This window comes from Streptomyces sp. CB01635, assembly GCF_002803065.1.
Taxonomy (GTDB): Bacteria; Actinomycetota; Actinomycetes; order Streptomycetales; family Streptomycetaceae; genus Streptomyces.
The window spans coordinates 73,131-92,925 of the sequence record NZ_NNBL01000009.1; the positions used below are offsets into that span (position 1 = coordinate 73,131).

General features: G+C 69.6%; 18 protein-coding genes and 1 pseudogene. 11 read left to right on the forward strand and 8 right to left on the reverse strand.

Annotated features, from left to right (window positions below; genetic code table 11):
* On the reverse strand, window positions 1-1,030 hold a 1,030-nt coding region (locus tag CG723_RS23500), incomplete at its 3' end, for a LacI family DNA-binding transcriptional regulator (RefSeq protein ID WP_100595564.1).
* A gap of 528 nt (window positions 1,031-1,558) precedes the next feature.
* On the opposite strand from CG723_RS23500, the gene CG723_RS23505 reads away from it, so the two are divergent.
* Window positions 1,559-2,101, forward strand: a complete 543-nt coding sequence (locus tag CG723_RS23505) for a hypothetical protein (protein WP_234374468.1) — start codon at window positions 1,559-1,561, stop codon at window positions 2,099-2,101.
* Between the two features lie 306 nt (window positions 2,102-2,407).
* Here the strand turns inward: CG723_RS23505 and CG723_RS23510 are convergent.
* Window positions 2,408-2,728, reverse strand: a pseudogene (locus CG723_RS23510) (hypothetical protein); the annotation flags it as partial.
* A 764-nt stretch (window positions 2,729-3,492) separates the two neighbouring features.
* Between CG723_RS23510 and CG723_RS23515 the strand changes: the two are divergent.
* Together CG723_RS23515 and CG723_RS46375 are read left to right on the forward strand one after the other, a co-directional pair.
* The gene (locus CG723_RS23515) at window positions 3,493-3,909 is read left to right on the forward strand and encodes an SseB family protein (RefSeq protein ID WP_159032527.1); all 417 of its coding nucleotides are present in this window, start codon (window positions 3,493-3,495) and stop codon (window positions 3,907-3,909) included.
* A 155-nt stretch (window positions 3,910-4,064) separates the two neighbouring features.
* Window positions 4,065-4,202, forward strand: a complete 138-nt coding sequence (locus CG723_RS46375) for a hypothetical protein (protein WP_159032528.1) — start codon at window positions 4,065-4,067, stop codon at window positions 4,200-4,202.
* Between the two features lie 111 nt (window positions 4,203-4,313).
* Here CG723_RS46375 and CG723_RS46380 read toward each other — a convergent pair whose 3' ends face one another.
* Window positions 4,314-4,526: a hypothetical protein gene (locus CG723_RS46380; RefSeq protein ID WP_159032529.1), complete on the reverse strand. Its 213-nt coding sequence runs from the start codon at window positions 4,524-4,526 to the stop codon at window positions 4,314-4,316.
* A gap of 238 nt (window positions 4,527-4,764) precedes the next feature.
* On the opposite strand from CG723_RS46380, the gene CG723_RS23525 reads away from it, so the two are divergent.
* Window positions 4,765-5,166 carry an integrase core domain-containing protein gene (locus tag CG723_RS23525; RefSeq protein WP_100595456.1) on the forward strand — a complete coding sequence of 134 codons (402 nt, stop codon included), beginning with the start codon at window positions 4,765-4,767 and terminating at the stop codon, window positions 5,164-5,166.
* A 256-nt stretch (window positions 5,167-5,422) separates the two neighbouring features.
* Here the strand turns inward: CG723_RS23525 and CG723_RS46385 are convergent, their stop codons facing one another.
* A complete protein-coding gene (locus CG723_RS46385; protein ID WP_159032530.1) occupies window positions 5,423-5,563 on the reverse strand; it encodes a hypothetical protein in 141 nt (46 codons plus the stop codon).
* 160 nt (window positions 5,564-5,723) lie between these two features.
* Between CG723_RS46385 and CG723_RS23530 the strand changes: the two genes are divergently transcribed.
* From CG723_RS23530 to CG723_RS23540, 3 genes are all read left to right on the forward strand, one after another.
* Window positions 5,724-6,719: a LacI family DNA-binding transcriptional regulator gene (locus CG723_RS23530; RefSeq protein WP_159032531.1), complete on the forward strand. Its 996-nt coding sequence runs from the start codon at window positions 5,724-5,726 to the stop codon at window positions 6,717-6,719.
* A 282-nt stretch (window positions 6,720-7,001) separates the two neighbouring features.
* A complete protein-coding gene (locus CG723_RS23535) occupies window positions 7,002-7,457 on the forward strand; it encodes an RpiB/LacA/LacB family sugar-phosphate isomerase (protein ID WP_100595458.1) in 456 nt (151 codons plus the stop codon).
* A gap of 203 nt (window positions 7,458-7,660) precedes the next feature.
* Window positions 7,661-9,046, forward strand: coding sequence for an MFS transporter (locus CG723_RS23540; protein ID WP_100595459.1), 1,386 nt, complete (start codon window positions 7,661-7,663; stop codon window positions 9,044-9,046).
* A 420-nt stretch (window positions 9,047-9,466) separates the two neighbouring features.
* Here CG723_RS23540 and CG723_RS23545 read toward each other — a convergent pair whose 3' ends face one another.
* On the reverse strand, window positions 9,467-9,646 hold the full coding sequence (locus tag CG723_RS23545; protein ID WP_234374469.1) for a hypothetical protein: 180 nt from the start codon (window positions 9,644-9,646) through the stop codon (window positions 9,467-9,469).
* A gap of 217 nt (window positions 9,647-9,863) precedes the next feature.
* Between CG723_RS23545 and CG723_RS47780 the strand changes: the two genes are divergently transcribed.
* Together CG723_RS47780 and CG723_RS23555 are read left to right on the forward strand one after the other, a co-directional pair.
* Window positions 9,864-10,280 (forward strand): glycoside hydrolase family 3 N-terminal domain-containing protein, encoded by a 417-nt coding sequence (locus CG723_RS47780; RefSeq protein WP_234374470.1) that lies wholly within the window; start codon window positions 9,864-9,866, stop codon window positions 10,278-10,280.
* Window positions 10,281-10,515: 235 nt separating this feature from the next.
* Window positions 10,516-12,054 (forward strand): ABC transporter substrate-binding protein, encoded by a 1,539-nt coding sequence (locus tag CG723_RS23555; RefSeq protein ID WP_100595460.1) that lies wholly within the window; start codon window positions 10,516-10,518, stop codon window positions 12,052-12,054.
* Between the two features lie 101 nt (window positions 12,055-12,155).
* Here the strand turns inward: CG723_RS23555 and CG723_RS23560 are convergent, their stop codons facing one another.
* Complete coding sequence (locus CG723_RS23560) at window positions 12,156-13,763, reverse strand: family 20 glycosylhydrolase (protein WP_100595461.1); 1,608 nt, start codon at window positions 13,761-13,763, stop codon at window positions 12,156-12,158.
* Between the two features lie 190 nt (window positions 13,764-13,953).
* On the opposite strand from CG723_RS23560, the gene CG723_RS23565 reads away from it, so the two are divergent.
* Both CG723_RS23565 and CG723_RS23570 read left to right on the forward strand, forming a co-directional pair.
* A complete protein-coding gene (locus CG723_RS23565; RefSeq protein WP_100595462.1) occupies window positions 13,954-15,204 on the forward strand; it encodes a glycoside hydrolase family 1 protein in 1,251 nt (416 codons plus the stop codon).
* Between the two features lie 10 nt (window positions 15,205-15,214).
* Window positions 15,215-15,796: a TetR/AcrR family transcriptional regulator gene (locus CG723_RS23570; RefSeq protein ID WP_100595463.1), complete on the forward strand. Its 582-nt coding sequence runs from the start codon at window positions 15,215-15,217 to the stop codon at window positions 15,794-15,796.
* An 85-nt stretch (window positions 15,797-15,881) separates the two neighbouring features.
* Here the strand turns inward: CG723_RS23570 and CG723_RS23575 are convergent, their stop codons facing one another.
* Window positions 15,882-17,087 (reverse strand): serine hydrolase domain-containing protein, encoded by a 1,206-nt coding sequence (locus CG723_RS23575; RefSeq protein WP_100595464.1) that lies wholly within the window; start codon window positions 17,085-17,087, stop codon window positions 15,882-15,884.
* Window positions 17,084-19,414, reverse strand: a complete 2,331-nt coding sequence (locus tag CG723_RS23580) for a glycoside hydrolase family 3 C-terminal domain-containing protein (protein ID WP_100595465.1) — start codon at window positions 19,412-19,414, stop codon at window positions 17,084-17,086. The genes CG723_RS23575 and CG723_RS23580 overlap by 4 nt, the downstream gene beginning before the upstream one ends.
* Between the last annotated feature and the right edge of the window lie 381 nt (window positions 19,415-19,795).

Here is a 19,795-nt window from a genome sequence, read left to right on the forward strand (position 1 = left end):
AGCGGCGTCGCGGCTCAGTCGCGTTCACGGTCGTCCACCAGACGGTAGCCGCCGGTGGCGCGGTGGTCGAGGCCCGGACGGACAACCGGGGCTCCAGCAAAACCGGTCGGCGGCCCGGCGCCGTGGCACCGTCGAGCCGGGCGACGAGGAGGTCCACGGCGCGTTCGGTGAGCGCGGCGGCGGGCACGGCGACCGAGGTCAGTGCGGGGGTGCCCGCGGTGGCGACGACGTCCGAACCGAGCGCCACCACGGACAGATCCTCGGGCACGGCGCGGCCCATGCCGCGCAGCAGCGGGGCGAGATGGGGCGTCGCGGCCTCGTTCTGGACGATGAGGGCGGTGGTGCGCGGGCGTTCGGCCAGGACCCGGGCGAGGGTGCCCGCCACGCTGTCCCAGTCCCCCGCGACGGTCCTGTGGGTGAGCCGCACTCCGCGCGCGGCAGACCGTTCCGCGGCGCCCGCCACGGTACGCACCGCGAAACCGGCGTGTCTGGCGTACGCCGCCTCGGGCGCGCCGAGCAGCACCACTTCGCGGTGCCCCAGGTCGGCGAGGTGATCGACGCACAGTGCTCCGGCGGCCCGGAAGTCGAGGTCGACACAGGCCAGGCCCGCGGGTTCGCGGGGCAGCCCGATCAGGACGGTCGGCACGGGCAGTGCGCGGATCACGTCGAGGCGGGGGTCGACGATGCCGATGTCCATGAGGATCAGCCCGTCGAGGAGGGCGGCGTCCAGGACGCCGTGCTCCTCGTGGTCGGTCAGGAGCAGCACGTTGCAGGCGTGCCGGCGGGCGGCCACGCTCGCCGTGAGCATGAACTCGGCGAGCAGCGGCCGGTGCGCCCCGTCGTCAACGCGCACCGCGAGCCCGATGGTGCGCGAGCGCGCGGAGGAGGGCGGCCGGTAGCCGAGCCGGTTCATCGCGTCGAGGACCTTGCGGCGGGTGGGCGCCGAGATGGGGCGCTTGCCGCTGATCACGTACGAGACCGTGCTGACGGCGACGCCCGCCTGCCGGGCCACATCCGTGATCGCAACCATGAGGTACTGCCTGACTCTTCGCCGGGGTCCGCCGCTGTCGTGTGGCCGCTCGGGTCGGCTCGTCGAAATCGTTCGACACGGTGCGTGGGGCCGCTCGTCCCTGGGCGGCCTCGGTGAGGTTAGGTTCGGCTCCCGCCGGGTGTCTACGGATTCCTCGGCTCTTCGACGAATTTCGATGACGGGGCGTTTCACGGACGGGGCGCAGCGAGATCACCGTCGGCGACCGGTCCGTGCCATTCGAGCAGATCCACCCTCGGAGGGCTGATCAAGAAGTACCAGCGGGCCGCCCGACCAGACGACATCACCACAGCTCACGGCATCGAATCGTATGTCCGAGCGGGACACGCCACCCTGACCCCGGTCCCATAGAGGCAGCCCGGCCATGCCGGCGGCACCGGGAGGGTTTCTCCGCGGCTTCGGGCAGGCGCCGACGGCCCGCGGATCGGAAGATGGGCACCGGGGCACCGCGCCGTGTAAGCCCCGGGCCACGCCCTGGCATGTCCCGACCGGGGCACGAGAGGAGAAGCCGTGAAGGACCTCGCCAAATCCACGACGACGCAAGAACACGGTCAACAGGACGGGGAGACGCTGCTGGCTCTGTACCTCAATGACCACCTGGCCGGGGCCACGGCCGGCGTGGCGCTCTGCCGCCACCTGGCCGAGGCCGAGCGCTCGGCGCCGCACGCGCTCGGCGAGACGCTGGAAGATCTGGCTCAAGAGATCGACCAGGACCGTTCCGCCCTCCTGGACATCATGTCCGAGCTGGCCGTCCCGGTGAAGCACTACAAGATCGGTGCCGGCTGGCTCGGCGAGAAACTCGCCCGCCTCATGCCCCACGGCAGCGCACTGGGCCGCACCCGACTGAACACCCTGGTCGAGCTGGAATCCCTGCAACTGGGAGTGGAAGGCAAAGCGTGTCTGTGGCGAGGCCTGGCCATACTCCCCGACACCACTGAAAACCTGACCCGCCAACTGCACAGCCTCCTGGAGCGGGCCGACAGCCAGGCGGCCACCCTGGAGAACCTGCGTGCCCGTGCTGCGGAAGCCGCCTTCGCCCAGGACGCACGCTGAGAAGTTCTTGATCCTGCCGCAGCGGCCGACTCCGGCCCACAGTGCTGCCCTCTATGCCCGACTGAACGTCAGCGGAGGCTGTCGGGCCGCCCTGGCAGGGGCTTGGCCGCCCCCATCCCGGCTTGCGACGACTCTTGTACAACCACACCCTGTCCATGACGCCTCTTGTGTTCGCTCCGCTTTGGCCCAGTCACGTGATTCCGACGGCGTTGTCGAAGCTGCCCCTTGGGAACACGTAGCTGCGCGACTCGACGACGGGAGGCGGTGACACACAGGTGGACGACGGTTCGCGTCGTTCGCAGCGGCATCGACCAGGTCGATGTGGACGAAGTCGCAGGCGATGATGCCTTCGGCCTGCGCGGTCAGGAACTCGCGCCACGTCGGGCCGCTGCGGCGTGGAGCTGGATCAATGCCCGCTGCGGTGAGGATCTCCCAGACCGTCGTCGAGCCGACCACAGCCGATCCCGCCGGCTCGTAGCGCACCGGCTTCGTCAGCTGCCTGCCCAGCACCTCGCTCTCGTGCCGCAGCACCAGCAATTCCGCGTCCTTGGCCATGTCCCGGCCCAGCAGCACCGCCGGGACTGCGAGCAGCTTCCGCGCCACCTGGTAGACCGGTGGAACGCTCACCCGAACAGGGTTCCAGCAGACAGTGATGCCGCGCCAGACCGTCTCCGAGCAGTAGCGATGAGTTTCCGAACGGCACACGGCCCGGGTGCCGACCGAGCGACGGACTGAGTGTCCCCGTATACGGCGCACTCGTACGTGGTCAGAACCCGCCCGAGGCCGAACCATGTCGCTGGCCACGTGGCGACGTAGATCCCCTACCGGTCCGCCCGATCAATGCCCATCGGTTCCGCCTTCATCGACGTCACCCATGACGCAACGGACAAACCGATGGTCAGGCAGGCAGCGGTGTTCGCGCTGGCTGCGCAGACCCCTGTCCTACCGAAACTGACGATCATGGCTCCCCTCGCGACTCGACGGCTGAACTTCCACCGCCACCCACAAGGCGGCCATACGCATCTGGGGCACACACCGGGTCCTCACGTCCTCGTTCCGGTGAGAGCTGGCCGGTGGGCGTCGCGGCTACGGCCACGGCTGGAGGGCGTGCATCTGGGGCCGCCAGGACACTCGTCCCGTTTCGGATCGTAGCGGCGGGCCGCAGGCCGATATGCGGCAGGCCACGGCCCGGGCCTTCGACCTGTTGGCCGGTGAGGCGCCGCAAGGAGCACACACGGCTGTCTTTCGCCGACATGACGGCCTGTGCTCATCGCCGCACACTCAGATGCCGCATAGCCGGATCACTCCTGGGTACTGGAAAGCGGACGGCAGTCTCCCACCCGGCGATCCCACTCCGGGCGGTCCAGCCGGAGCCACGAGGGGACAAAACGATGTGCGACGACAGCATCCCCAAGGAACTGTTCGCGACCGTCGCCCAGGACGCCCTACGCGACCTCCACCAAACCCCCGACGACCGGACCGCGCTGGACACGCTGGCCGCCTGCGACATTCTCGTTCCTGAACCGACTGAGCCCGATACTCACGACCACCCGGAAGACGGCCGGCTGACCCTCCCCCTGATCGACGACCCACCACACCTGCGGGCCGTCCCCGTCTTCACGTCAGCAGAGCGAATGGGCCAGGCGCTCCCCGACATTCTCGTGAGTCACCCGGTACAACTCGGGCTACTGGCAGCCAACTGGCCCACCGACGAAGATCTGGCGCTCCTCATCGATCCCGGCCACCACGACGGTCTGATCCTCACCAGTCAAGGCGTACGAGCGCTACTCGCCCCGCCTCGGACGTGACCGCCACCTCACCAAGCGCGGATACCCGGCATCATGGTGGCTCGGCCGACGACCCCGGAAGCCCGGTGACCCACGACGACATCGTGAACGGGAACGTCCCGAGTTCCCGGGGCGGCACCAGGCCGGCCGCCCAGCAGATCCGATAGGCGACAACCATGGTGACGTTCTCGGTCGGCGGCACGGTCAGTGTCGAGACGACGGGGCGTCCGTTGCGGTTCAGCCCGCGTTTCGACCTTCCCGGCCAACAACTGATCGTCGCCGGATATGCGGACGCGCGAGAAGCAGCTGGCTGACACCTTCGGCAGCATTCAGTGGCTGTGGTCGGAGAACGACTTTCTCCAGTTCGACAAGGACCGTCGGGGGCTCTGCAGCGCTGCGTTCTTCCTCCCGCTCCGGTCCGCTCCTTACGAGGCGGGACTCGGCGCGGCAGCACAGCCGCCGAGCGTGCCGGCCGGGCTGCGGGCCAACGCGCCGTCGGAGTTCGAACTACCCCAGGCGACCGTGTTCCGCTGCGCCCGGACGGCGCCGAGTTGGTGCGCCTGCGCGCCCCCGACCTGCTCGCCAGGCAGCCCGACGCCCGGATCGCCATCGCCCCCGACGTAGAACTGCTGGTCCACGAAGGCGCGTTGACCCGCTGGCGCCTCACCACAGCAGACCACACTCACCTGGGCCGCCTTCCCCCGCTCCCAAGCCGACGCACTCCTCGCCATGGGCCTCATCGAGACCATCACCCTGACCGGATAGCAGCCGTGCACCCTCGCCGCCACCGAACACACCACACGCCGGCTCCGGACCCTCCACACCACGGCGCACCCCACAGCCGACCGGGTCACCCAGACAATCAGGAACCTCGTGATGGACTGTCAAGGTGCAGGCATCCGCGGGAAGTTCCTCATCCGCGACCGCGATGCCAAGTACCCCGCCCTCATCGACGAGATCCTCGCCGACGCCGGCATCCGCACCGCCTTCACCGGCGCACGCAAACCCCGCATGAACTCGATCACGGAACGCTGGGTGCGCACCCTCCGCCGCGAACTCCTCGACCGCACCCTCATCTGGAACCAGCAGCACCTACGCCACGCCCTACGCGCCTACGAGCTCCATGACAACGAGCACCGCACCCACCGATCGCTCCAGACCACCGCTCCGCTCCACCCTCTCCCCCAACCGCTCGAACCCGAGCGAATCCCCAGTCTCCGCATACGCCGACACGACCGCCTCGGCGGCGTCCTCCGCGAGTACCGACATGCTGCATGACCTGCATGGACCTACTTTCCGGCACCCACAGCGCGGGATCAGTCAGTCGGCCCTGTCCGTCGGCTGCGTGGACCCAGAACCTGCCGGCCACCGGGCGTCGCGTGGACGGACGGTGCAGGCGCCAGCCGACTGAGTGCAAGGTGAGCCGGTGAGCAGGCGGACGACCTCCAGCTCCGCGCCGACCAACCGTCCGGCTGACACACCGCGCGACGTAGTACCCCCGCAGCCGGCTGCTGGTCATGCCGGTGTCTTTCGGTCAGCGCACCACGGCCGTCTCGAGCGGCAGCCGCGCCGACGCCGCGATCGACTCGGCGTCGATGCCGGCAGCGTGCAGTTGCTCCGCCGGACTCGCCGAGCCGAGCATCGCACGGACGGCGAGGCGCACATCCTCTGCCACGGAGCCTGCACGCAGCGGTGAAGTACGCCCGGCCGTCTGGCGTTTCGGCACCGGTCCTGCGCTCCTGCGTTTCCTTTTGGAGCCTTGCTCATCTCACGGTCGATGTGCGATCTTAGTTTTGTTCCGTTCATGGAAACGTTTCCACAAGGAGGTGGGGCGGTTGGCCACGATCAAGGACGTCGCGGCACGGGCCGGGGTCGCACTCGGTACCGCATCCCGGGTACTCAGCGGCAGCAGCCAGACCTCGGCCGACTCACGGTCCCGCGTGCTCGCCGCCGCAGCGGAGCTCGGATACATCGCCAACGGACCCGCCCGTTCCCTGCGGCGGGCCCGAACCGACGTACTGGGACTGCTCGTCTCGGACATCCGCAACCCGTTCTTCTCCGAACTGGCCCACGCCGCCGAACAGGAGGCACGCCACCACGGCTACACCGTGCTGCTGGCCAATGCGAACGAGGACGCGGAGCAGGCCGACGCCTACCTTCGCACCTTCGCCGCCCAACGCATCGACGGCCTGTTGTTCTCGCCGCAGGGCACCGTCTCGCCGCAGGTCGCGGCCACGCTCGCGTCCGGGCTGCCGCTCGTGTTCCTCAATCGCACGATCGAGGGCGTCGACGCCCCGCTGTACGGCACCGACAACGCTCAAGGCGTCCAGCAGGTACTCGCCTGGCTGCAGCGCCGGGGGCATCACGACGTCGCGTTCATCGGCGGCCCTGACACGCTCTCGACTGGAGCCGAGCGCCGCGCCGCCTACCTCGCCGGGCGCCAGGCGCACGGCATCAGTACCGACGACAGGCTGCTCGACGCCGGTGACTTCCTGGCCGGCGGTGCGGCAGAGGCCATGTGCCGCATCCTCGACCGCGAGGTCACGTTCACCGCCGCGTTCGGTGCGAACGGCCAGACGACCCTGGGAGCCGTGCGCGCGCTACGCGAGCGGCTCGGCGCAGAGCAGGCAGCCCGCATCGAGGTCGTCTCCTTTGACGACCTGGACTGGTTCGAGTTCACCTCGCCGCCCATCAGCGCGGTCCGCAACGACGCTTCGTCGATCGGCCGGCTCGGCGTACGTGGGCTCGTCGACCTCATCGCAGACCGCACCGCACCCGGACAACGTATTCCCACCACCTTCGTCGACCGGTCCGTGCAGGACATCCGATGAGGATCCGAATCGCCCTCGGCGCCGCCGTCACGAAGGCAGTGACTACCTCAGCCCCTCGCCTCGTCCCAGCCAATCTGTCGCAGCCCGATCGGCCGACACGCAGTCGGCCGGGCGGAGAGCACCCCTCCGAAGCGAATGGGTGTGCACCCTGATGGCGCCCGCGGCCGAGCAGGCAATGCCCCGCAAGACAGTCGTGCTTGTCGCCGGTACACACGCCCCAGTACTGCAACGCCCATCACCCATCAGGCGGAAGACAGTGCACCCATCTTGAAAGGACCAACGATGCAGGTCGCCCTCGGCGCAGACCACGCAGGATATGCGCTCAAGGCCGCTGTCCACGAAGCCATTGAGGCTCTCGGCCACGAGGTGATCGACTGCGGCACCCACAGCTGCGACCCCGTCGACTTCCCGGACATCACCCGCACCACCTGCGAAGTTGTGCTCTCCGGTTCCGCCGATCGGGCCGTGCTCGTATGCGGCACCGGCCAGGGCGCTGTCATGGCCGCCAACAAACTCCCCGGCATCCGCTGCGGCCTCGCCCACGAGCCCTACTCCGCCCACCAGGCAGTCGAGCACGACGACGCCAACACCATCGCGATGGGGGCCTGGCTCGTCCCGCACGCACTCGTGCCCGACATCATCCGTGAGTTCCTCGGGGCCGTCTTCGACGACGACGAAGACACCCGCCGTCGCGTCTCAAAACTCAACGCGCTCGACGCCCTCACCTCGGCCCCCTGACCAACCACTCACCCCCCCCAAGCAAGTGCACCCGCTCTTTCGCTGACACCGAACTCGCCCTACCCACGGACGACTACGCCGGGCGGCTCCTCGGCATGCCCGAAAACACTCACTCAATGGACCGGCCTGCCCTCGTGCGGCCCCCCATCCTCCTCGCTGCGTAGGCGCCGGCAACGATCCGGCGACCGATCAAGGAGAACCTCATGTCCACCAGTACCCCCGCCGGACGACAAAGCGCGCTGGGTTCCAAGGACCGCTTCAAGACAGCGATCGCTGCTGCCTTCGGCACCAGCGTCGAGAACTACGACTTCATCGCGTACGGCACGGCCTCCGCGCTCTACTTCGGAGCGGTCTTCTTTCCCGGGAGCGACCGGTTCGTCGGCACTCTTCTCTCCTTCGCGACTCTCGCTGTCGGCTTCGTCATGCGCCCGCTGGGCGGCGCCATCGGCGGCTACTTCGCCGACAAGTTCGGCCGTAAACCCGTCCTCGTCGCAGCGATGACCGTCATGGGCGCGGCAACGTTCCTCATCGGCGCGCTGCCCACTTACGAACAAGTCGGTGTGCTCGCACCGATCCTGCTCGTGGCCATCCGCATGATCCAGGGCCTCGCGTTCGGAGCCGAATGGGGCGGAGCGATCACCATGGCCTACGAACACGCACCGTGGCACCGCCGGGGCATGTTTGCCGCGATACCCCAGTCAGGCAACCCGCTGGGCATAGCCCTGGCCAGCGGTGTGTTCGCGTGGAGCGACACCCTCGACGGCAACTGGCAGTGGAGGACCCCCTTCCTGCTCAGCGCCATCCTCGTGATCGTCGCGCTGATCGTTCGCTCCCGGCTCTCCGAATCCCCTGAATTCCAGGAAGCCCAGGCCAGCGGCGAGACCAAGAAGAACCCGCTCCGGGCCACCCTGGCTGACGACTGGCAGGGCATCCTGCGCGTCATAGCCTTGCGCGTCGTCGAATCCTTTGCCTACTACTCGACCGCCACCTACCTTCTCAGCTACATCACCGAACGCCACCCCGATCTCAGGCCCGTCGCTCTGGGCGCCATCACCGCCGCCAGCCTTCTCGCCATTGCAGTCACCTTTCTCGCCGGCGCACTCACGGACCGCATCGGACGCCGCCCGATATATATCGCTGCCTGCGTCGCGGCGATCCTCTTCGCCTTCCCGATGTATCTGCTCACCAACTCCGCCCGACCCGCCCTCGTAGTGACGGTATTCATCATCGGAATCGGCCTCATCCACGCATCACTCACAGGAACCCAGGGCTCTCTGCTCACCGAGCAGTTCCGCACCGCGACCCGTACCTCGGGAGCCTCGCTCGGCTACCAAATCGCCGCGGCCATCGGCGGCTTCGCCCCACTGCTCGCGGCCGCCCTGGTAGGGGCCTTCGGTTGGCCAGGCGCGGCCCTGCTCTACCTCGGCGCGGCCGTGATCGGGCTCGTCGGCATCCTCGCAACCAAGGAAACCTGGGGCCGCCATGAGCGGGAGCGCGTGCTCCGCCTCGTCGCGGAACAAGGCCATGGCCAGACCACGTCTGGCGTGTCGGTGAATGCCGACTTGTCGTCGTCGTCAGAGTTTCGGTGAACTTGGTCGCCCTCACGGTGCATCGTGGTGTGATCCCCAGCGCTCACCCACCCCGCAGACCACCGCCCGCCCGAGTGGGTGCCGGCGATCTGGGTCGTTGGGATTTCGGTCATGGTCACACTCGCGCGTAGGTGGTCGAACTCCGCGCGCGTGCTACTGGCGGGTGTTCACGAGTGGGTTTGGTCAGCACCGTCTCGCCACATCAGATGTTGCTTTCCCGTCCGCGCGCTGATCGTTTCCCGGACAGCGGCAGACACCTGGCCTGCACCCGGTGTCAAACCTTACGAACCGGCCCTCGACCAGGGCGCAAAGGGGAGGGCGGCCTTCTCCCTTCCCGCCACGCTCCGAACGGGGCACCTATCCCGGGAGCTCCGTACGCTCCCGCCACTCGTAGACGGGCAAGAGGCCTTGCGAGGTCTCCTACTGACCCGTCGTGGGTGCTCGTACCCCCCCCAGCAACGGGACCTTGATGTCGAGCCCGGGCATCGGGATGGAAACGATCCCCTCAGGGGGATCGTCAGGGCCTTCGGGGACTTCGAGGACCGCGGGCCGTTCGACCAGCCGAGCATGCAGGAGCTGTTCGAGCGGCACATCAGCCACGCCAACATCATGTTCGCCTTGACCGCCCTCGCGATCGCGCAGTGGTACAACGCCGTGCAGGAGGCGGCGCTCGCGCGGCCGCTGGGCATCCCGTTCACCATCTCCAGCGACCCGCGGCACTCCTTCACCGACAATCCGGCGACCGCACTGATGGCAGGGCCCCTTCGCGCAGTGGCCCGAGCCGCTGGGCCTGGCCGCCATCGGGTCGGAGGAGCTGGTGGAGCGGTTCGCCGATCTCACCCGTCGCGCGGACGTGGCGGTCGGCATCCGCGGCGCCCTGCACCCGCAGATCGACCTGGCCGCCGAGCCCCGCTGGGCGCGGCAGGCGCACACCTTCGGCGAAGACTCCGGCCTGACGGCCCGGCTCGGGGCCGCCTACGTCCGCGGCCTGCAGGGAGAGAAGTCGGGGAAGGAGTCGGTCTCGGCGATGGCCAAGCACTTCCCCGGCGGCGGGCCGCAACTGGACGGCGAGGACCCGCACTTCTCCTACGGCCGCGAACAGGTCAACCCGGGCGACCGCTTCGACCTGCGGCGAGCAGTCGGGGTGCTGCACGAAGGCGTTGCCGAATTCGGCCCCCTGCGTGACATGCGTGGCGCTCCTTCGCCTCACCCGATCACCAAAACCATACAGTGAATGGTTTTTGGTTGCAAGGGGTGGGCTTCGGGCGGCCGCGACGCGAGACGGGCTTGCCACTGCTTCGCCGCTTGGCGCGTTGACGTTCTTCGGTTGGCGCATTGACGTTCAGAAACCGATCACAATATGGTTTTCGAGCGCTGAAGAGCCTGGCGGTAGAGCGTGCCGTCCGGCTGCCGCATGACACCTTGCCGGGAGACGTCTGCCGCCCGGCCCTCCAGACGGAGAGAACCGCATGAGGATTTCCGCCCGCATAGGGGCATTGACGGCTGGTGCCACGGCTCTGTCCCTGGTACTCACGGGCTGTGGCACGGACGGCGGTTCCGCCACAGCCGGCACGGCGGAACTCGACATCGCCACACTCACGAACACCCAGAGCCTGGACCCGGCGACCGCGCTCGGCAGCGCCCTGCCGTACTTCCAGGCGGTCTACGACACCCTCATCAAGCGGGCCCCCGACGGCACGTACAAGCCGATGCTCGCCACGAAGTGGACGTACGACAAGAGCCGCACGCAGCTCTCGCTCACCCTGCGGCAGGGAGTGAAGTTCAGCGACGGGACCGCCTTCGACGCCCAGGCGGTCAAGGCCAACCTGGAGCACTTCAAGGGCGGCGGAGGCGGCGGGGCCAAGTACCTCGCCGCGCTCAAGAACGTCAAGGTGGCCGACGCGACGCACGTCACGCTGGAGCTGACGAGCCCTGACCCGGGAATGCTCTTCTACCTGAGCGACGCGGCCGGCCTGATGGCGAGCCCGAAGAAGCTGGCCGGCGGCTCCCTCAAGACGAAGCCGGTCGGAACCGGCCCCTACACCCTCGACAAGGCCAAGACGGCGATCGGCTCCAAGTACGTCTTCGACCGCAAGAAGGACTACTGGGGCGAGGAACTCCCGTACAAGACCCTGACGATCAGCGTCTTCGACAACGAGACGGCCGTCGTCAACGGCCTCAAGACGGGCCAGCTCGACAGCGCTGTCCTCCAGGACGCCAATCAGCAGGCGTCCATCGAGCCCGACACGAACCTCACCAAGTCCAAGCACAGTTTCGACTTCCAGGGGCTTCTGCTCTTCGACCGCGGGGGCGTGCGGACACCGCAGCTGAAGGACGCGAGGGTGCGGCAGGCGCTCAACTACGCCCTGGACCGCGAGACGATGCTCGAGAAGATCCGCGGCGGCCGTGGCGAGATCACGGACCAGGTCTTCGGTCCCGAGACGAAGGCGTACGACAAGAGCCTGGACTCCTATTACCCCCACGACCCCGCCAAGGCCAAGAAGCTGCTCGCGCAGGCCGGTTACGCGCAGGGCTTCACACTGAAGCTGCCGCGTATGTCCGCCATCGTCAACGACGCCTTGGCGTCGTCGATCGAGGCCGACTTCAAGGCCGTGGGCGTCAAGGTCAAGTGGGACCAGCTCGACGGCGCCACCGCCCTGCAGAAGATCTTCCGGGAGAAGGCCTACTCCGGCATGGTCATGAACATCGGCCAGTCCTCCATCGACTGGGTGACCATGAACGACCTCGTGGTGCCGGGGGCGTTCAACCCCTTCGCCACCAGCGACCCGACCGTGAAGAAGCTGCTTCCGCAGGTCCAGGTGGCCAGTGGTACCAAGGCCGGTGACGACGCGTCGCGCGCGCTCAACAAGCACTTGGTCGAGGAGGGCTGGTTCGCCCCCTTCTACCGGGCGTCCTTCCTGCTGGTGTCGAGCAAGGACGTGAAGGTCGTGCCGCAGTCCGGGATGGCCGTGCCCTCGATCTACAACTACACGCCCGCCAAGTCCTGAACCGAACGGCAGCCGGATAGTTCAGACGGTTGGGACAGTTCAGACAGCAAAGGGGCGCCTCCACCGCAGTCCGCGGTGGAGGCGCCCCCTGTTATGCGCGATCACGCCCAGGGCACGTCATCGGCGGCGAAGTGGACGAGCCCGCGATCGCGCCAGAGCAGCGCGTGCCGGGCGATGCGCTCGCGGTACTCGGCCCACAGAGGAGGCCGGCCCGACCAGGCCGTCTCGGCGACCGAGCCGAGCCGCGGCAGGAGCAGCGTCGTGAGGTCGTCGATGCCCTGCAGGGTCTCGCCGAACAGGGTCGCCTCGACACCCGCGACGGACTCGTCGGGGATGCCGTGCGAGGCGGGGTCCCAGGAAGCCGTGTGCCGGACGTCGCGCGGGCGGTAGTGGGGGAAGCCGAGGCGAGCGGCGACCTCCGCCTGGCCGGGAGGCGTCACCTCGGGTGCGTAACGCCGGTCGAGGTACAGGTGGGACTGCGGGGAGAGCAGCAGTCGGCCGCCGCCCGCGAGGACGCGCTCGACGTCGTGGTCGGACGGGGCGAAGAAGGACTTGAGCGCCGCGGCGATCTCCATCGTCATGCCGGACGCGGTCAGTTCGGGCCGGGCGGCGAGTTCCTCGGCGGAGCCGGGCAGATCCATCATCGGCACGTCGACCCAGAACTGTGCGATGTCCTGAGGTCCGGCGCCGGCCCGGGACGACTCCTGCCACGCCACCGGTCGCTTGCCCAACTTCCTTGTGATGCTTCGCAGTTCGTCCACCGCGACGTGGAACGCGTCCTCCATGATGCCCACCGCTTCGTCGCACCCGATGTGCACGAACGGGCCGTCCGTGAGGGCGCACACGTCGGCGAGAACGGCGGACACCGCGGTGTGCGTGGCCGCGTCGGCGAGGTCGAGCGGGGGCACGAAGGGGAAGCGGTCCGCCAGCCCTTCGGGGGCGGGCGCGGGCGGGAGGTCCGGCAGTGCGGCCCGCAGGGCGGCGCAGTGCCCCGGAAGGTCGATCTCGGGGACGATCGTGACGAAGTGCCGCGCCGCGTACGACTGGAGATCCCGGTACTCGTCCGCCGAGTAGAAGGCCGCCGGTCCGGAGGCGGCCTGACCGGCCGTCAGCGCGGGGAGCGACGGCACTTCGATGCGCCAGCCCTCGTTGTCGGTGAGGTGCAGGTGCAGCACGTTCAGCTTGTAGAGCGCGGCGAGATCGATGACCCGGCGCACCTCGTCCGGAGTGATGAAGCTCCGCGCGGGGTCGATCATCAGGCCGCGCCACGCGTAGTGGGGCGCGTCCCGCAGCTGCAGGGCTTCGATCGTGCCGTCGGGCGGTGTCGTCAGGAGCAGTTGGGCCGCGCTGGTCGCCGCGCGGAAGACACCTTCGGGCGTGCGTGACCGGCAGGTGATGCCGTCGGCCCCGGCCGTCAGGGCGTAGGCCTCGTCGGCCGGCTCCGCGGTCCCGGTCGGTGCGACGCCGACGGTCGTGCCGAGCGGAACACCGGTCGCATCGAGCGTCAGGACGATCTCGCTGCCGTGGTCCTGCGGGTCGCCTTCGGGCAGGAGCCGCATGCCGAGGTGCGGTGCCAGCAGCGCCCGTACGGTGTCCGCGACCTCGCTCAAGGAGCGGTCGGCCCGGATGCGCCAGGGCCCTGCGGCCGCAAGTGAACCGGCGCCGCCCTGGGCGGCTTGCTCGGTCGGGCTGGGGATGACGGCGTTCATACAGTCCTCCACCGGCGGCTCGGTACGCCCGGGGTCCGGTCGCCGGATCGTCAGGTACGGCGATACAGCGCCCCCGGGCGATCGGGCCGGCCGGGCTGCGCGTTCGTCCCGGCGCCACTTCCTCTCCGACCAGCCCCACCTGTACGCTAACACGAAAACCGATCAACGAACGCTTTTCAGGGGTGGCCGTATGACGTCCTCAGCGCAGTCCGAACTCGTCCTGCCGGATGGCTTCCTGATGGGTGCGGCCACCTCCGCCCACCAGGTCGAGGGCAACAACACGGGGAGCGACTGGTGGGCCTTCGAGAACCGGCCGGACACCTTCGTGAGCGAGCCGAGCGGGGACGCCGCCGACAGTTTTCACCGCTGGCCCGAGGACATGGATCTCCTGCGTGAACTCGGCTTCAACTCCTACCGGTTCAGCATCGAGTGGGCGCGCATCGAGCCGGTGCAGGGGCGCGTCTCGCGCGCCGCCCTCGCGCACTACCGGGACATGGTCCGCGGGGCGATCGAGCGCGGTCTCACCCCGGTCGTGACCCTGCACCACTTCACCTGTCCCCAGTGGTTCCACGCGCGCGGCGGCTGGGCGGCGCCGGACTCCGCGGACGTGTTCGCGCAGTACACCCGGACGGCGCTCGAGGTCCTGCGGGCCGGGGTGAAGTACGTGGCCACGATCAACGAGCCCAACATGGTGGCCCTGATGACCGCCCTGTACCGGCGCGCCGCCGAAAAGGGCGCGGGCGACGCGGGCGCCGCGGCGGGCTTCGCCTCCGTCGAGCCGGCCACGGACGTCACCCAGGCCCTCATCCGCGCCCACCACGCCGCGACCGAGGTCCTGCACGAAGCCGGTCTGGGGCTGCAGGTCGGCTGGACCGTCGCCAACCAGGTGTACCAGGCCGAACCGGGTGCCGAGGACGTCGCGGCGGCCTACGCGTTCCCGCGTGAGGACGTGTTCCTGGAGGCCGCGCGTGGCGACGACTGGATCGGCGTGCAGGCCTACACGCGCCACCTCATCGGCGTGGACGGGCCGCTGCCCGTCCCCCAGGGCGCCGAGACGACGCTGACCGGCTGGGAGTGGTACCCCGAGGCGCTGGGTGAGGCCGTGCGGCACACCGTCGACGTGGTCGGCCCCGGCGTACCCGTCATGGTCACGGAGAACGGCATCGCGACCGGCGACGACGAGCGCCGCATCGACTACACCACCCGCGCTCTGGAGAGCCTCGCGGCGGTCATGGCCGACGGCATCGACGTACGCGGGTACCTCCACTGGAGCGCCCTCGACAACTACGAATGGGGCACCTTCCGGCCGACGTTCGGGCTGATCGCGGTCGACCCGGACACCTTCGCCCGCACCCCCAAGGAGTCGGCCCGCCGGCTCGGCGCGCTCGCCCGCTCGGGCCGCATCCCGCACGCCCCGGCCGCCGCGCTCAGCGCACGCTAGGCTGGCTGACATGGCAAAACGGGGCCCGTACGAGAAGGGCGAGGCGAAGCGCGCCGAAATCCTGCACGCGGCACTGGAGATCTTCGCCAGCGAGGGATACCGCGGCACGTCGCTGCGGAAGGTGGCGGCCAAGTGCAACCTGAGCCTGCCCGGTCTCATGCACTACTTCGACTCGAAGGAGGACCTGCTGACGCAGGTCCTGCGGATGCGTGACGAGGAGGCGCGGGTCCGGCACGCGGAGCGGGCGGACCCGAAGAGCTACCGAGAGATCATCCGGGAGGGCGCGAGCACGCCCGGACTCGTGGAACTGTTCGTGTCCATGGCGGCGGCCGCGAGCGATCCCGGGCATCCGGCGCACGCCCTCTTCGCCGAGCGCTATCCGACGATGCGCGAGCGCACGGCGGACTATCTGCGCAGGCGGATGGACGAGGGCACGCTCCGCTCGGACATTCCGCCGGAGCGGCTCGCGGTCCTGTTCCTCGCCCTGGCCGACGGAATCCAGCTGCAGTGGCTGATCGACCGGTCCACCGACATGGAGCAGCCCATCGACGACGTGATGAGCCTGCTGGAGACGGAGCCGGACAAGGCGTAACGGTTCAGCGCCGCGAGATGTGAAGAGGGCCGGAGGCGGTGCACCGTCTCCGGCCCTCTGTGCGTCGGCGCGTGGCCTCAGCCGTTCACCACGAGCCTGCGGCCAGGCCCGCGGCCCGGTGGATGGCCCGGGTCCACGGACTCCAGCGCGGGTCGGGGCCCCGGGATCCGTCCCACGTCATCTCCGTGCAGGTGTAGCCCACGGCCAGGCCGCTCTCCGGGTGCGCCATGCCCAGGCGGCCGCCCGCTCCGGCGTGGCCGAAGGAGCCCTCGCCGAGCATCGGCAGTCCGGGGCGCGGGAGTTCGAAGCCGAGGCCGAAGCGCGCGGGGTGCGTGTGCGCGGGGCGGCGCAGCGGCGCGGGCGCGGGCAGATGGTCGGTGCGGGGTGCCCGTGCCCGCTCCACCGTGAGCGGCGACAGCAGCCGCACACCGTCGACGTGGCCGATGAGTGCCGCGTAGAGCCGGGCCAGGCCGCGCGCGTTGCCGATGCCGCCTGCCGCGGGGATCTCGGCGGCACGGCCCTGCCGGGAGCGCAACGCGGTGGTGACGGCGGTGAGTTCGGCCATGGACGCCAGGATCGAGCGGGCGAGCCGGTCGTCCGGTGTGAGGCCGACGGAGCGCAGGGCCGCGGTGATCTCTTCGGGCGTGGGCGGCGATCCGGGATGGTGCTGCTGCACGAACCTGTGCTCCTCGTGCGGTGGCAGCCCGATCCACAGGTCGAGTCCCAGCGGGCCGGCGACCTCGGCGGCGAAGAACGCCCCGACGGTGCTGCCGGTGACCCTGCGCACCACCTCGCCGACCAAGTGGCCGTAGGTGAGCGGGTGGTAGTGGAAGGCGCTGCCGGGCCGCCACACCGGCCGCGCGTCCGCGAGCCGGGCCACGCACCCGTCCCAGTCGAGCAGATCGACGGCGGCGGCATCGGCCGGGTCACCGGTGAAGGCCGGCAGCCCCGCGCTGTGGGTGAGGAGATCGGCGACCGTCGTCCCGGCCTTGCCGTTGCGTGCGAACTCCGGCCAGTAGCGGGAGACGGGGTCTGCGACATCGAGCTCGCCGTTCTGGCTGAGCATCTGGACGCAGACCGCCGCCAAGCCCTTGGTCACGGACATCAGCACGCCCACCGACTCCGGCCCGAAGGGACGGGTACCGGCCGGTCCGACGGCCGTCCAGGCATCCACGACCAGACGCCCGCGCCGGTAGACCGAGAGCTGCGCCGAACCGGGGTCCCGCGCCTGGGCCTCGGCGAACGCGTCGAGCACCGGCTCCCAGCCGGCTGCCGCCTCACCGTCGATCACCGTGGGTCCCTCATCCGGGGTTCCCCTCCGGCCGCCTCCGCCGCCACCTTGGCCGACAGCGTGATCACGTCCTCGGGGCCGACACTGCTCTGCGGGAAGTCGGCGATGACGTCGAGGGGAATTCCCGCGAGGAAGCGACGCATCACCGGATCGGCCAGGGCACCCCCGTTCCCGCCCGTGGCCGCGCGGCCACGGGCGAAGGCATCGCCCAACAGCGGTCCCCCAACAGGGTGTTCCAGCCACTCCGCCAGAGTGTGTCGACCTGTCAGCAGAATCTGGGAAGGGTCTCCGTCGAGCGTCACCGGAACGGTGAGCCTGATGTCCCGGGACGAGGCCGCCGCCTCGAAGTGGTGGACACCGCCCTCCACACGCCACTTCGCCTCGCGCTCGCTGTAGTGGGCGAGGTCGGACCGGTTCACGCTCACGCGTACCTCTGCCTCCTCACCTGGCGCCAGCTCCACGGACGCGAACCCGCGCAACTCGCGCTCAGGGCGGGCCACTCGGCTGCCGGCCGGCCCCCGGCTGTAGATCTGTACGACCTCGCGCCCGGCCCGCTGCCCGGTGTTGGTCACCCGTACCCGCAGGTCCAGACGTGAGCCGTCGGTCCCCGGCAGCACCGTCAGGCCCGAGTACGTGAACGTCGTGTAGGACAGCCCGTGCCCGAAGGGGAAGGCGACCTCGCTGCGGCGTGCGTCGTAGCCGCGGTAGCCGACGAACACGCCCTCCCCGTAACGGACATGTCCCTCCTCGCCGGGGAAGGACAGATGGGACGGGGAGTCCTCCAGGCGCAGCGGGATCGTCTCGGCGAGCCGGCCCGACGGGTTGACCGAGCCGAACAGAACACATGCGAGCGCCGCGCCGCCGCCCTGGCCGAGGAGCCAGCCCTCGACGAGGGCCGGCACCCGCTCGTGCCAGGGAGCGGTGCGGACCACACCGCCGTTGGACAGGACCACGACGGTCCGCGGGTTGGCCGCGACGACGCGCTCCAGGAGATGCACCTGTGCTTCGGGCAGGTCGATGTGGTCGCGGTCGAAGCCCTCCGACTCGTCCTGTGCCGGCAGTCCGAGGAAGAGCAGCACGGTGTCGCTGCGGGCGGCCAGCCGCTCGGCCTCCCCGACGAGATCCTCGACCCCTTCCGCGTCGACGCCCGGCATGACGTAGCCGGCGGCGAACGTGACATCCGTACCGTCCGCCGCCTCACGCAGGCAGTTCAGCGGTACGTCCAGCCGGGTCGGGGTGACCTGTGAACTGCCCGCGCCCTGGAAGCGCGGGGTGCGCGCCATCTCGCCGATCACGGCGACGGTCCCGGAGTCCGGGGCCAGGGGCAGGAGTTCGCCGTCGTTCTTGAGCAGGACGATGCAGCGTTCCGCGGCCGCCCGGGCCAGTTCGTGGTGTGCCTCGTACGACACCTCGACGGCTCCGGTGCCGTCGGCCGCGGTGGCCCGGTGCGCGAAGCGGGCGAGCCTGACGGCCGACCGGTCGAGCGCCTCGGCGTCCAGCTCGCCGCTCTCCACGGCCGCCACGACCTCGGCGTCGGTCCGTCCGCCCGTCCCCGGCATCTGCAGGTCGAGTCCGGCCCGCAGCGCCGCGACGCGGTCGCGCACCGCCCCCCAGTCGGACATCACGACGCCGTCGAAGCCCCATTCGGTGCGCAGGATGTCGGTCAGGAGGCGGTGGTTCTCGCTCAGCGGTACGCCGTTGAGCGCGTTGTAGGCCGCCATCACCGACCAGGGGCGGTCCCGGCGGACGATCCGTTCGAAGGCGCGCAGGTAGATCTCGCGCAGCGGCCGCTCGTCGATGTCGGCGCTGACCCGCATACGGTCGGTCTCCTGGTTGTTCGCCGCGTAGTGCTTCAACGCGGCGCCGACACCCGCCTCCTGCAGTCCGCGCACCATCGCGCCGCCCAGCTCGGCGGTGACGAGCGGGTCTTCGGAGAAGTACTCGAAGTTGCGTCCGCACAGCGGTGACCGCTTGATGTTGATGCCGGGACCGAGCACGACGTGGACGCCGTGGGCCCGTGCCTCGGCGGCGATGGCGGCGCCGACCCGTCCTGCGAGCTGCGGGTCCCAGCTGCTGCCGAGCGCGACGGCCGGGGGAAAACAGGTGGCGGGTGCCGCGCTGTGCAGGTCGACCTGGCCGCCGTCGCCCTGCTCCTTCGGCAGCCGCAGTCCGTGCGGCCCGTCGGACAGGGACACGGCGGGGACATCCCCTGCTGCTCGTGTGACGAAGTCACCCGCGCCGCTGGTCAGCGACGCCTTCTCAACGAGCGACAGTTCGTCGGCCGCGACGGGTGCGCCGGGTGCGGAGGAGTGGTGCTGGTGGGTCATTCGGCCTGCCCGGAGAGGTGTATCGACATGGCTGAAGAGTCAGCCAATTAAAAAACGTAAGGTGATCGGTTTTAGCTGTCAAGGTGTCCCGGCAAGTGGTGCGGTGCGCCGGGCGGAGCCGCCCAAGGTGTCGCGCGCAGACGGATTGACGGCCAGAAACCGATCACTCTATGGTTTTCAAGCTCGGTCGATCCAGCCCGAGCGACGAACCGGTGTACACGCCCAAGCCGCCGAAGACGTGCGCTCATGCCGCCCTTGCCGCTCACGAGAAGAGGTACAGCTGTGCCGCTGCACCGTTCGCACCATTCGTCCCTGAAGTCCTCATCCGCAGGAGGCGTCCGGCGCCCTCTGCTGCGCGCCGCCGTTTCCGTAGGCACCGCC